Source organism: Gracilimonas sediminicola (assembly GCF_024320785.1).
Lineage (GTDB): Bacteria > Bacteroidota > Rhodothermia > Balneolales > Balneolaceae > Gracilimonas > Gracilimonas sediminicola.
Genome location: NZ_JANDBC010000001.1, coordinates 1997788 through 2011530, shown reverse-complemented (window position 1 = coordinate 2011530; position 13743 = coordinate 1997788). Strand labels below are relative to the sequence as shown.

Sequence of the window (13743 nt, the reverse complement as noted above, 5' to 3'; positions counted from 1 at the left end):
ATTCAATTTTGGTCACTGGTCATTGGTCAAAAGCACTTCAACAGCATACATATTCTTTTGTCCGTACCTGGACGGCCGCTCCCCGATTTTTCTTACCGATTCGAATTCTGCCTCCACAAATAATTGCTCCAGTTGTTTAAGATTTATAGGATATGGAATCCAGGGATTGGACTGAACAGTATCATACTCAACGATGATCAGCCGGCCATTTTCTGAAAGATGCGTCTTTAACTTTTGTATAAGGGGCTTTTTATTTTTCACATAATGAAGTGAATTGGCCATCAGAATTCCGTCAAAATTGCTATCCGGAAGAGATTGTTCGTTGAAATCTATTTGCAGAAACTCTAAATGTACTCCGCCCATCTGAGATTTTATGGGAGCCTGATTGACCTTATCCACCATTAGAATTTCACTCTCTCTTGGCAGAAGCTCAGCTAAGGCATGGCTGAAAAGTCCGCTTCCACAACCGAGATCTGCCCATTTCTCCGGCTCATTTTTGTTAAACCCGGCTTCTTCAATTAGCCTTCTTGCTTCGGATTGCGTCATTTAGTTAGACATTAAACTTTTTCTTTTGAAGTTTACCCGTTTTAAAATAGATTATTGAGACCCTTAAACCCAAACAGGAGTACTGATGAAGAATAAAGATTTAGCAAAGTTACTGTTACGTATTGGTGTTGGTGTGATTTTCATAATTGCGGGATGGAGTAAGCTTTCCGGAATAGAAGGAGTGCAAGGATTTTTCGGAAATATTGGCATCCCCCTTCCCGGAGTGATGGCCTGGGTGGTAGCCCTGGTCGAATTTGTTGGCGGCATTATGGTATTGGTTGGTTACAAAGTTGAGATTCCGGGCATATTACTGGCTTTCACCATGCTGGTGGCTATACTCACCGTTAAGATGGGCGGCGATAATGGTTTCAGCGGAATGCGACTGGAACTCATGTTGCTGCTAACCAGCCTTGCTTTATCTATGATGGGAACCGGGAAATATTCTCTGGATGATATGCTTGGCTCATCCGGCGGTGACAAATCCGATGCGGCCCCTATTTAATTTAACAGTAGCTATGACCGTTCTTAAAAGCCATCCTTCTTCAGGATGGCTTTTTCATTTTTCGGATTCATTTTCTGTCTTCTCTTTTAAGGTAAAATGAATCGTATTTTCCGGCCACTCCTGGCAATGTGCCAAATATCTCAAAACCCAGTTTTTTATAAAATTCTGGAGCCTGAAATTCAAAAGTTGAAAGATAGTACTTATAGCGTCCTCTCTTGTTGGACTCCCTGATGATAGCCTCCATAAGATCTGAACCAAGTCCCATTCCTCTGAAGTCTTCTCTGACCCACAGATGCTTTATAAATACCCAATCCCATTCGGTGTTACCATGTACTGCCCCAACTACCTCTCCGGAATCATTACTTGCTATAAACCCGAACTGCTCACTTTCAAAAGGGCCCGTAAAAGACCGATTGTATTTTCTTAACTGATCGACAGCAAACTCTAATTCTTCACCGGGATCGTTTACAAATGGGGTCAATTTCGCGGGTTTCATAGGTACTCACTTCAGCCGTTCCAGCTTTCCTTTTCTTTTTACGATGTTTTTGTAATCCCATTGGATGTCTCTTGATTTCTCAATCCATCGCTTTATATCCTTTTTATTGAGCTGATCTACCGAAGTATATCGTTTTTCAGCAGCTTTAAATGATCCTGATTTGCTCAACTCTTTTTCTTCAAAAGATTGTCCGCTCCAAAAGAAAAGCCGCACACAATCCTTAAGCTTGCTATATCCTACAATCGGATTTCCATCCAGAAACCAAACCGGGTGAGCATGCCAGATTTTGTTCTCAGCGTCAGGTAAATAGGTGTTGATTAGCCCGGCCAATGCATCACATATTTCCTTGTCGGCAGGTGACTGGTCATCATTGTAGGCTTTAGTGGCTGTGTTCATTATGATTGGCTTAATAATAAGCTAATCAGAAATAGCAAAATTAAGTCGTAATAAACAAGCTTTACCCTTCACTAAGTAGCTAAGGGTATATTGTGATAGATAGGTTGTCACCCTGAACTTGGTGGTATAATTGATGATTTCATAATAAAACCGATGAAGGGCAATTAGAACAGAAATAGCTCCGTCCTTCAGGACGGTGTTAAAAAAGAACATGAATAAGCTTCGCCCCACTGTCGATTACGTAACATCGATATCCGAAGCTTTGGCTAAATAGCCTTTAAAAAATGAATTGCCCAACCCGGCGAAAACTATCCGAGCTTTTTCATCCAATAATACTTGGGTTTTATACTGGTTTATTTGTCCCCACCCTGAAGGGCGGAGCTATTTATACCCAATAATTACGTCGTCAAAGAAAACACATTCAAGCTCTTATTCGTGAATTACCCAACATCTACAAACCTGAACAAAATTCATGCATATAAAAAGCCCCGCACATAAAAAATGTGCGGGGCTTTAATTTTATTTATGCTACTTCGGTTAACGAAGTGCTGCTGAAGTGATTAATCTTCGGCTTCGGCGGTTTCGCTTTCACCGTTTTCACTTCCGCCAAGTTCTTCAAATACCTTGGCGATTTCTTCGTCTCCTTCTTCCATGTCTTTCTTAGACCCAACAACGATGTCGTTGTAGTCGCGAAGACCGGTACCGGCAGGCACTTTATGTCCAACCACCACATTCTCTTTGAGTCCGCGGAGGAAGTCTTTCTTGGCTTCAATAGAAGCCTGAGTAAGTACCTTGGTTGTTTCCTGGAAGGAAGCAGCTGACAACCAGCTATCGGTTGAAAGTGCAGCTCGAGTAATACCCAACAGAATTGGCTTAGAAATAGCCGGTTCTGCTTCACGGGTTTCGAGTTCTTCTACACCTTCTTTAATCAGCTCGTTGTTTACATCTCTTACTTCACGACGATCGAGGATAGCTCCTTTCTTGAGATCAGAACCGCCCGGATTGGTTACTACAAACTTACCAATCAGCTCGTCGTTTTTGATGTTCACTTCAAAGCGATCCACTTTATCCCCTTCAAGGAACATGGTATCGCCCGGATCGGTGATTTCCACCTTCTGCATCATGGTGCGTACAATAACCTCAATGTGCTTATCATTGATTTTCACACCCTGTAGTCGGTAAACCTCCTGAATTTCGTTCACGAGATACGACTGTACTGCATAAGGTCCGAGAATATTCAGAATATCCTGAGCCGGAATAGTACCGTCTGAGAGAGGCTGTCCTGCTTTCACAAAGTCATTGGATTGAACCAAGATGTGCTTGCTCAGCGAGATCAGATATTTCTTCTCATCCGTACCGTCTTTGGATTTCACAAATACCTCTTGTGAACCACGCTTACGTCCACCCATTTCAACAATACCGTCAATTTCAGAAACAACGGCAGGTTCGCTTGGGGAACGTGCTTCAAACAATTCAGTTACACGCGGCAGACCGGCGGTAATATCCTTAGACTTGGATGTAGCGCGCGGAATCTTAGCGATAACCTGACCGGCTTCAACCTTGGCACCGTCATCAATAACGATGTGGGTATCAACAGGCAGTGTATTTTCGCGGATTCGGTCTTTGGTTCCTTTGATCACAAGGGTTGGTACCAGCGAACGATCTTTGGAATCGGTAATAACTTTTTCGCGGTGACCGGTTTGAGCATCGGTATCTTCAGACGAAGTCACTCCGTCGATGATATCTTTGTACTCAACGGTACCGTCAATTTCGGAGAAGATAAGGGCATTATATGGATCCCACTTACAGAGCACGGCTCCTTTAGGTACCACATCGCCTTCCTCAACCAACATCTCTGAACCGTAAGGCACATTGTAGTTGATGAGAACTTTACCTTCGTCGTTCACGATCTTGATTTCGCCGGCACGTGAAAGAACCACATTGTGCTCTTCTTCACCGTCGTTGTAAACCACAACGCGAACGTTTTCAAATTCTACTTTACCTTCGAATTTCGTCTTATGCTGAGATTCAGCCTCCAGACGAGATGCCGTACCACCAACGTGGAAGGTTCGAAGGGTCAGCTGTGTACCCGGCTCACCAATAGACTGAGCGGCGATAACCCCTACGGCTTCCCCTTTCTCAACTACGGTTCCCCGTGCTAGGTCACGGCCATAACATTTGGCACATACACCACGTCCGGTTTCACAGGTAAGTACTGAACGAATTTCTACTTCTTCGATAGAAGTCTCGGCAATCTTGGAAGCTACAGACTCATCAATCATCTGGTTCGCTTCGCAGATCAATTCATCAGAAATCGGATCGTAGATTTCGTGGAGTGAAACACGCCCGATAATACGATCTTCGAGACTCTCAATAATATCTTCGTTGTCTTTCAGAGCCGCCATCTTAATACCACGGAGGGTACCACAGTCATTCTCGTTGATGATCACATCCTGAGAAACATCAACCAGACGACGGGTCAAATAACCCGCATCGGCAGTTTTAAGAGCGGTATCGGCAAGACCTTTACGCGCACCGTGAGTAGAGATAAAGTACTCAAGTACCGTCAGTCCCTCTTTGAAAGAAGAAAGAATCGGGTTCTCAATTACCTCATTGCCCTGCTGCATGGAACTCTTCTGAGGTTTCGCCATCAGACCACGCATACCACCTAACTGACGAATCTGCTCTTTAGAACCACGAGCTCCGGAATCCGCCATCATATATACCGGGTTGAATCCATTTCTGTCGCTCGCAAGAGCTGAGAACAGAGTTTCAGACACACGGTTAGTGGTTGAGGTCCATTTATCAATAACCTGGTTGTAACGCTCGTTATCGGTAATGAAACCCATCTCGTAACGTCCCTGGATATCAGTCACTTCATCCTTCGCCTTGGTAATCAACTCACCTTTGGCATCAGGAATAATGATATCGTCAAGGCTGAAAGAAAGACCACCAATGGTCGCTTCTTCATACCCGAGTTTCTTCATGTCATCGAGGAATCTGGACGTCTTCGCCGTTCCTACAATTGCATGAATATCACCAATCAGATTTCTCAGTTCTTTCTTACCGAGTGTCTTGTTGATGAATGGGATTTCTTTCGGCGTAATCTGGTTGAAGAGTACACGTCCGGTAGAAGTTTTAATCACTTCATGGACAACTTCTCCATCCTCATTTACCGTCGGAATTCGAACGTTGATTTTGGCGTGAGTATCAATCTTACCCTGATCGAAGGCAACCAATACTTCTGCCGGAGAGGCAAATGTCTTGCCTTCACCTTTCATGCCATCATTTGGCTTGGTGAGGTAATACAGACCCAAAATCATATCCTGAGAAGGAACCGCAATGGGTCCACCGTTCGCAGGAGATAAAATATTGTGTGAACCTAACATCAGCACAGATGCTTCAAGTACCGCATCGTGGCTCAATGGAAGGTGAACAGCCATCTGGTCACCGTCAAAGTCAGCATTAAAAGCTGTACATGCGAGTGGGTGAAGTCGGATAGCTTTTTCTTCAATAAGTACCGGCTGGAATGCCTGAATACCTAACCTGTGCAAGGTTGGTGCACGGTTAAGCAATACGGGGTGTCCGTCAATTACATTTTCAAGAACTTCCCATACAACGGCATCGCGTCGGTCTACTACTTTCTTGGCGCTCTTAACCGTTTTCACATATCCACGCTCAATAAGTCGTCGAATAATGAATGGTTTGTAGAGCTCAACCGCCATCTCTTTTGGCAGACCGCATTCATGCATTTTCAGCTCGGGTCCTACCACAATCACAGAACGGCCGGAATAGTCAACACGCTTACCAAGAAGGTTTTGACGGAAACGGCCACTCTTACCTTTCAGCATATCTGAAAGTGACTTAAGCGGTCGGTTGTTGTTTCGTACTGCGTTTGATTTTCTTGAGTTGTCGTACAGTGAATCAACGGCTTCCTGCAGCATGCGCTTCTCGTTTCGGAGAATCACATCAGGAGCTTTAATATCAATCAATCGTTTCAGACGATTGTTTCGGATGATCACCCGACGGTAAAGATCGTTCAAGTCAGACGTTGCAAAACGGCCACCTTCAAGAGGTACCAGCGGTCGAAGTTCCGGTGGAATTACCGGTATTACGCTCTGTACCATCCACTCGGGACGGTTTTCAGTGTGCTGGTTGGCGGCACGGAATGACTCTATTACCTGAAGACGCTTCAGCTTTTTCTTCTTACGCATTTGTGAAGTCTCATGCTTCACTTCATAACGCAGATTATAAGCCAGGTCGTCCAGATCCAGATCACCGAGGAGTGCTTCAAGAGCATCGGCTCCTTCCTTCACGATGAATTTGTCATCATCGTCGTCATCCAGTTCCTGGTTATCTTCAGGCAGCTGTTCTAAAATATCCCATTTCTCTTCTTCAGAGATCATGTCGCCCTGGGCATAACCGAGGTCACGCGCCACACCGGGATTGATTACTACGAAAGTCTCGTAATAAACGATCTTATCCAGGTTCTTGGAACTCATTCCAAGCAGATAAGCGATCTTGTTAGGAAGAGATTTGAAGTACCAAATGTGTACTACAGGAACGGTAAGGGTGATATGCCCCATTCGCTCGCGACGTACAGCTTTTCGGGTAACTTCCACACCGCAACGGTCGCAGATAATTCCCTTGTAGCGGATACGCTTGTATTTACCACAATGGCATTCATAGTCTTTAACCGGGCCGAAGATCTTTTCACAGAAAAGACCGTCCATTTCCGGCTTAAAGGTTCGATAGTTTATTGTCTCAGGAGTCAAGACTTCGCCGTGGGAACGAGATAAAATCGTTTCCGCGGAAGCAAGGGATACCCCAATGCTGTCGAAATCTTTCGTGACTGTTAATGTCTTAGTTACTGGCAAGGATGTTCCTCCAAATTATTAACAGTGAAATTATTCAATATGCATTTCAAGGCCGAGACCCATAAGCTCTCGTAACAATACCTTGAATGATTCGGGCACGTCACCATCAGGCAGGTTCTCACCTTTCACGATAGCTTCATACACTTTAGAGCGCCCTTTTACGTCATCACTTTTCACAGTGAGCATTTCTTTCAAGATGCTGGATGCACCATATGCGTACAGTGCCCAAACCTCCATCTCACCAAGTCGCTGGCCACCAAACTGAGCTTTACCGCCCAATGGCTGCTGCGTAATGAGTGAATATGGCCCGATAGAACGAGAGTGCATCTTGTCCTGAATCAGGTGGTTCAGTTTCAACATGTAGATATAACCTACAGTTGTTTTCTGTGCGAATGGCTCGCCTGTTCGTCCGTCGTAAAGATTTACGCGGCCGTCTTCAGGCAGTCCGGCTTCTTTTAATTTCTCTCTAACTTCATCCATGGAAGCGCCGTCGAAGATAGGCGACGCAAACGTCACACCCATTTTCTTAGCAGCCCATCCAAGAATGGTTTCGTAAATCTGACCAAGGTTCATACGGGAAGGTACACCCAACGGGTTTAGACAGATGTCAACCGGGGTTCCGTCTTCCATAAACGGCATGTCTTCCTGGGGTACGATTTTAGCAACCACACCTTTATTACCGTGACGACCGGCCATCTTGTCACCCACGTGCAGCTTACGTTTCTTAGCAACATAAACTTTTGCTTTCTGGATGATTCCCGGCGGAAGTTCGTCTCCTACCTGGATTGCAAATTTACGACGCTTAGCTTCGGTGTCAATTTCACGACGAAGCTCGCGGTAGTTGGCAAACAATCTTCGAACCATCTTCACGAGCTCACCATCTGTGGCCCAGTCGATGTTTTCGTTAATGTTTACCGGATCTAATTCTTCAAATACAGATTTCTTGTATTTCTCGCCTTTCGGGATCAGCTCTACATTACTGTAGTTATATACACCCGGAGAGGTTTTGTCGCGAAGCAGAGAATACATCTTGTCTGCCCACTGCTGATTTAATTCAGCAACTTTTTGGGAGTGACGTTCTTCTTCCTGCTCAACACGTTTCTTCTCTTCTTTACGAGATACCAACTCATCGCGCTTACGGCTGAAAAGCTTGGTGTCGATTACGGTTCCCTGAACACCCGGAGGTACTTTCAGAGATGCATCTTTCACATCACCGGCTTTATCACCAAAGATCGCACGAAGCAGTTTTTCTTCCGGAGTAGGGTCGGTTTCTCCTTTAGGAGTAATCTTACCTACCAGAATATCGCCGTGTTCAATCTTGGCACCTACGCGAATAATTCCACGTTCGTCGAGGTTGCGTGTGGCTTCCTCACTTACGTTAGGAATTTCACGAGTCAGTTCTTCTTCCCCACGCTTGGTGTCACGAACCTGTTGTTCGAATTCCGTTACGTGAATAGAAGTATAAATATCGTCTTGTACGATGCGCTCACTTACTACAATGGCATCCTCAAAGTTGTAACCACGCCATGGCATAAACGCCACCAGCAGGTTACGGCCAAGAGCCAGCTCACCTTTGTCGGTTGAGCAACCATCAGCGAGAGCCTGACCGGCTTTCACTTTGTCGCCAATCTTCACAACCGGACGCTGGTTTATAGTAGTATCCTGGTTAGTACGAATGAACTTGTCAAGCTTGTAGGTTTTCACCCCACCGTCGAAGTAGCAATGTTGCTCATCTTCAGAACGGTTGTACTTAACTCGAATTTCAGTCGCACTTACATATACTACTTCACCATCGGCATCAGCGGTGATGATAGCACGTGAGTCGCGAGCTGCTCTCTGCTCCAGTCCGGTTCCCACCACAGGGGCTTCGGGACGAAGAAGCGGAACAGCCTGACGCTGCATGTTCGAACCCATCAGGGCACGGTTAGCATCATCGTGTTCAATAAATGGAATCAGCGCTGCCGCCAGAGAAGTAATCTGGTTAGTGGCAACGTCCATGTATTCAATTTCATCTGGTTTTACACGCAGGTAGTTACCTTCACGTGTACGAGAGAAAATAGCTTCACTCTCGAAAGTACCTTTATCATCAATCTCGGCATTCGCCTGGGCAATTACCGTTTCATCTTCCTGCTCGGCAGCGAGATATTCAACATCTTTGGATACTTTACCTTCTTTCACCTTACGGTAAGGGGTTTCAATAAAGCCAAAGTCATTTACTTTCGCGTGCACACACAGCGAGGAAATCAAACCAATGTTTGGTCCCTCAGGTGTTTCAATGGGGCATAGACGACCATAATGCGTGTAGTGAACGTCACGAACCTCAAAACCGGCTCGCTCACGAGTAAGACCACCAGGACCCAGTGCAGACATACGACGCTTGTGCGTCAGCTCGGCAAGCGGGTTGGTTTGATCCATAAACTGTGAAAGCTGATTGGTACCAAAGAAAGTGTTAATCACACTTGAAATGGTACGTGCATTCACAAGATCCTGCGGGGTAAGCTGCTCAGCATCGCGTGAGTTCATACGCTCTCGGATGGTTCGTGCCATTCGGGCAAGACCAATTGCAAACTGCTGACCTAACTGCTCACCAACGGTTCGCACACGTCGGTTACTTAAGTGATCAATATCATCAACCTGAGACTTCATGTTCTTCAGGCGGATAACCTCTTTAACAATAGCTACAATATCTTCTTTCGTCAGATACTGTACGGTGTTATCCTGATCTAACTTCAGTCGCTTGTTCAATCGGTAACGACCTACTTCACCCAGATCATATTTCTTGTCGCTGAAGAATAGTCTTTCCAGGATAGAACGAGCAGTTTCAGGATCGGGCATTTCACCGGATCGAATCTGCTGGTAAATTTCTCCAAGAGCTGTTGTCTCATCGTAAGTAGGATCCTTACGAAGTGTATTCATCATAACAGAACGCTCAGACTCTTCAGCTGAGATTTTCTGCACGAGCACTTTCTCTACTTCAGCATCTTTTAATGAGCCGTAGTCATCTTCAGTAAGTTCATGATCCCGCTCAAAGATAATCTGGCGATTCAGAGCTTCGGTAACTTCACCGGTCTCATCGTCAACCACTTCTTCCATGCTTTCTACAACAACGTTCTCAGCAAGTCGCTTACCTACCAGGTTTTTGTTGTAGTGATCTTTCTTACCGAATTTAAGTTCTTCTGAAAGTTCAAACAGGCTCAACAATTCGATATCTGAAGAATATCCAAGCGCACGTAATAAGGTAGTGGCCGGAACTTTTTTCTTACGATCGATATAAGCCCAAAGAACGTCACGGATATCGGTAGTGAATTCAATCCAGGATCCTTTGAAAGGAATAACTCGGGCCGAGTACAGCTGTGTTCCGTTCGGGTGCACATTCTGACCAAAGAATACACCGGGTGAACGGTGGAGCTGACTTACAATAACGCGCTCAGCACCGTTAATGATGAATGTTCCGCGATTCGACATCCAGGGCAGGTCTCCTAAAAATACTTCCTGCTCAATAGTTTCGCTGGCTTCGTCGCTATCATCAACCGATGATAATCGCAATTTTGCTTTTAACGGAACGGAATATGTCAGCCCACGATCCTGGCATTCAGCAATCGTGTAACGTGGCACATCTACGTTATAATAAAGGAATTCAAGAATATGAGTCTCGCGACTGTCTTGAATGGGAAAATTTTCATTAAAAATTCGTTGTAGTCCTTGATTTTCTCGCTCATTGGGAGCAATATCAAGTTGTACAAATTTTTCGAATGACTCTAACTGAATGTCCAGAAAATCCGGATAATCCAGTACGTGCTTGGTTTTACCAAACGATAAGCGTTCCGTGTTCGGAATAGTTTGCATCTTCTTGCTCAAAAGGAACCTCTCCTCTTAGATTGAAGGTAAATGATACGGGCAAACCCCAGGGCTAATGGGGTCAATTTATATAGACGCCAATAGCCAATACCGTTTTCACGGCATTGGCTACCAACGAATGTGTAAGTATGAGTTACTTAAGCTCTACTTCGGCACCAGCTTCTTCAAGCTTGCCTTTGATTTGCTCAGCTTCATCTTTAGAAACTGCTTCTTTTACAGTGCCGGGAGCTCCGTCAACCAATTCTTTGGCTTCTTTGAGTCCAAGACCGGTGATACCGCGTACTTCTTTAATTACCGCGATTTTCTTAGCACCAGCGCTTTTCAGAACTACGTCAAACTCAGTTTGCTCTTCTCCGCCACCGGCTTCTCCGCCACCAGCAGGTCCAGCTACTGCAACAGCAGCTTGAGCAGGTTTGATATCGTATTCTTCTTCAAGAACTTTAGCAAGTTCGTTTGCTTCTTTAATTGTTAGGTTGACAAGCTGTTCAGCTAAATCTTTAACGTCAGCCATTTGTTATCTCCAGTTGTTTTGATATAAAAAATTCTAGTTGTAATAAATAAGGGTTACTCTTCGCCTTTTTCAGCGATGGTTTTAACGGCACCAACAAGGTTAGATCCTTGTGATTCAAGCGCACCAACTACATTTGATAGTGGGGCCATCAACAGACCAAGGATATCGCCAACAATCTCGTTCTTCGACTTCATTGCGGCAAGAACGTCCAGCTTATCCGCACCGTAAAAATCTCCGTCTACGATAGCTGCTTTAAATTCTGGCTTATTATTATCCTTGATAAAATCTTTCAATACCTTGGCAGGTGCAGATAATTCTTCTTCAACGAATGCAAAAGCATTCTGCTCAACCAATGCGGGGATTATTTCATCGTATCCACCAACTTCTTCCATTGCGAGCTTTACAAGTTTGTTCTTGTAAACTTTGAATCGAATATCTCCCTTACGAAATGCACCTCGCAATTCGTTGACTTCAGGTACCGACATTCCCGAATAGTTCGCAATGTATAAAGCACTCGAACTTTTCAGTTTTTCGGTAAGTTCATCAAGAATTACACGCTTTTCTGCAGTAGGCATAATTTAAATTCCTCCTATTATAGGGATGTAACTGCGGTTCTGCTTATCGGGATGCTTGGTCCCATTGTGCTGCTCATGAAAACACTTTTCACATACAGCCCTTTTGCGGAAGCCGGCCTCAAGCTCATAACCGTACGTAAGAACGACTCAGCGTTCTCCTTCAGGTCACTTGCATCGAAACTAACTTTTCCAATCGATGTGTGAAGGATTCCGGTTTTATCAACACGGAAATCAATCTGACCGGCTTTAACTTGCTTTACAGCATCGGCCACATCCATTGTTACGGTTCCACTCTTAGGGTTAGGCATCAGTCCGCGGGGCCCTAAAAAGCGCCCAAGCTTACCGAGTTTACCCATTACGTCGGGTGTAGCGATAATAACGTCAATATCAGCCCACCCCTCTTCTATTTTCGTGATGTAATCATCAAGACCAACATGGTCGGCACCAGCTTCTCTGGCTTCATCTTGCTTGGCCTCGTTAACGAGAGCCAAAACCTTCACTTCTTTACCGGTACCATGAGGCAAGCTCACTGTACCACGCACCATTTGGTCGGCGTGGCGGGGATCAACTCCCAACCGAACGTCAACGTCAACGGATGCATCAAAGTTAGCGGTAGATGTTTTTTTAACCAGATCGCACGCTTCTTCCAAAGTATACTCTACCTCGGGGTTCACGAGTGCCACGGCCTGTTGATATTTTTTTCCTCTTTTTGCCATGATCACAATTTCCTTACTTTTCGCGATTTACTCTAAGACCCATACTGCGAGCCGTTCCTGCAACCATTTCCGCGCCAGCTTCGATGTCAAACGCATTTAAGTCTTCCATCTTTTCTTCTGCGATTTCTTTGCATTGGCTCCAGGTTACTGTACCTACTTTATTTCGGTTAGGTTCACCTGATCCGGACTTGATTTTCGCTGCTTTCTTAAGAAGTACAGGTGCTGGTGGAGTCTTTGTTTTGAATGTAAAAGACTTATCAGCATAAACTGTAATCTCAACAGGAACAACAGTTCCGGCCTTGTCCTGAGTCTTAGCGTTAAAGGCTTTACAAAACTCCATTATATTGATTCCCGCCTGACCGAGTGCCGGTCCAACAGGTGGCGCAGGGTTTGCCTGCCCCCCAACAATCTGGAGCTTCAGGATTTTCTCAACTTTTTTAGCCATGGATTCTCAGGATCCTATAATTAATAACTTCAGTTTAATTTGCGTAATAGCTAGTGTGCATCAACTAGGTTCTTTATGTAGCGGATTCAACTTGGCTGACATCCACTTCAACAGGAGTTTTACGGCCAAAAATACTAACCATGACTCGCAGCTTCAGTTTTTCAGGATTCACTTCCTGAACGGTTCCGTCAAAATCTTTGAACGGACCGGATATCACTTTAACCAGGTCTCCCTCGCTGTACGGAATTTCAATATTCCGCGGTTCGTCGCCACCGTCTTTCACTCGTCCAATGATGCGTTTGACTTCGTGATCTTTCAGTGGAGTTGGCACCGTCTCATTTTTACCTACCTTCAAAAAACCAAGGCAGGAGGGTGCACTTTGTATCAAATTGTTTACTTCTTCATCATAATGAGTATTCAAAAGAATATATCCGGGGAAAAAGTTTTTCTCGCGGGTACGCTTCTTTCCGGAACGAATCTCGACAACCGTTTCAGTGGGAATCAAGATCTCCTTGATTTTATCCTCTAAACCCTGATCTTCAATTTCGCGCTCGAGAAACTCTTTAACCTTTTTTTCATGACTGGAAAAGCAGCGAACTACGTACCAATCATGCGTTAATTCTTTACTCATTATTGATTATAAATAGCTTCTAATATGGTGCTGTACATTTGGTCAACACCAAAGATGAATACCGATATTATGATTGAAAAAACCACCACGATAATGGTATTATCGATTAGCTCTTTCTGGGTTGGCCAGGAAACCTTCTTGAATTCCTTTACAACACCGTCAAAAAAATCATTAATCTTGCTCATATCAT

General features: G+C 44.7%; 12 protein-coding genes. 1 reads left to right on the top strand and 11 read right to left on the bottom strand.

The genetic code is table 11. The annotated features are described in order from the left end of the window. Positions 1 to 12: 12 nt before the first annotated feature. Positions 13 to 546 carry a class I SAM-dependent methyltransferase gene (locus tag NM125_RS09120; protein ID WP_255134591.1) on the bottom strand — a complete coding sequence of 178 codons (534 nt, stop codon included), beginning with the start codon at positions 544 to 546 and terminating at the stop codon, positions 13 to 15. Between the two features lie 85 nt (positions 547 to 631). Between NM125_RS09120 and NM125_RS09115 the strand changes: the two genes are divergently transcribed. After that, a complete protein-coding gene (locus NM125_RS09115; protein WP_255134590.1) occupies positions 632 to 1048 on the top strand; it encodes a DoxX family protein in 417 nt (138 codons plus the stop codon). A 67-nt stretch (positions 1049 to 1115) separates the two neighbouring features. Here the strand turns inward: NM125_RS09115 and NM125_RS09110 are convergent, their stop codons facing one another. The 10 genes from NM125_RS09110 to secE form a co-directional block, all read right to left on the bottom strand. Next, entirely contained in the window at positions 1116 to 1544 is a 429-nt protein-coding gene (locus NM125_RS09110; protein WP_255134589.1) for a GNAT family N-acetyltransferase, read from the bottom strand. A gap of 6 nt (positions 1545 to 1550) precedes the next feature. Further along, on the bottom strand, positions 1551 to 1940 hold the full coding sequence (locus tag NM125_RS09105; RefSeq protein WP_255134588.1) for a DUF1801 domain-containing protein: 390 nt from the start codon (positions 1938 to 1940) through the stop codon (positions 1551 to 1553). 560 nt (positions 1941 to 2500) lie between these two features. Further along, a complete protein-coding gene (gene rpoC, locus NM125_RS09100; protein WP_255134587.1) occupies positions 2501 to 6817 on the bottom strand; it encodes a DNA-directed RNA polymerase subunit beta' in 4317 nt (1438 codons plus the stop codon). 30 nt (positions 6818 to 6847) lie between these two features. Further along, the gene (gene rpoB / locus NM125_RS09095) at positions 6848 to 10663 is read right to left on the bottom strand and encodes a DNA-directed RNA polymerase subunit beta (protein ID WP_349294185.1); all 3816 of its coding nucleotides are present in this window, start codon (positions 10661 to 10663) and stop codon (positions 6848 to 6850) included. 145 nt (positions 10664 to 10808) lie between these two features. Next, complete coding sequence (gene rplL, locus NM125_RS09090) at positions 10809 to 11186, bottom strand: 50S ribosomal protein L7/L12 (RefSeq protein ID WP_255134585.1); 378 nt, start codon at positions 11184 to 11186, stop codon at positions 10809 to 10811. 53 nt (positions 11187 to 11239) lie between these two features. Beyond that, positions 11240 to 11761 (bottom strand): 50S ribosomal protein L10, encoded by a 522-nt coding sequence (gene rplJ, locus NM125_RS09085; protein WP_255134584.1) that lies wholly within the window; start codon positions 11759 to 11761, stop codon positions 11240 to 11242. 17 nt (positions 11762 to 11778) lie between these two features. Then, complete coding sequence (rplA, locus tag NM125_RS09080) at positions 11779 to 12477, bottom strand: 50S ribosomal protein L1 (RefSeq protein WP_255134583.1); 699 nt, start codon at positions 12475 to 12477, stop codon at positions 11779 to 11781. Positions 12478 to 12490: 13 nt separating this feature from the next. After that, positions 12491 to 12922 carry a 50S ribosomal protein L11 gene (rplK, locus tag NM125_RS09075; protein WP_255134582.1) on the bottom strand — a complete coding sequence of 144 codons (432 nt, stop codon included), beginning with the start codon at positions 12920 to 12922 and terminating at the stop codon, positions 12491 to 12493. A 73-nt stretch (positions 12923 to 12995) separates the two neighbouring features. Continuing rightward, a complete protein-coding gene (nusG, locus tag NM125_RS09070) occupies positions 12996 to 13553 on the bottom strand; it encodes a transcription termination/antitermination protein NusG (RefSeq protein ID WP_255134581.1) in 558 nt (185 codons plus the stop codon). After that, positions 13553 to 13738: a preprotein translocase subunit SecE gene (gene secE / locus NM125_RS09065; RefSeq protein WP_255134580.1), complete on the bottom strand. Its 186-nt coding sequence runs from the start codon at positions 13736 to 13738 to the stop codon at positions 13553 to 13555. Before secE ends, nusG begins: the two co-directional genes overlap by 1 nt. Positions 13739 to 13743 lie beyond the last annotated feature (5 nt).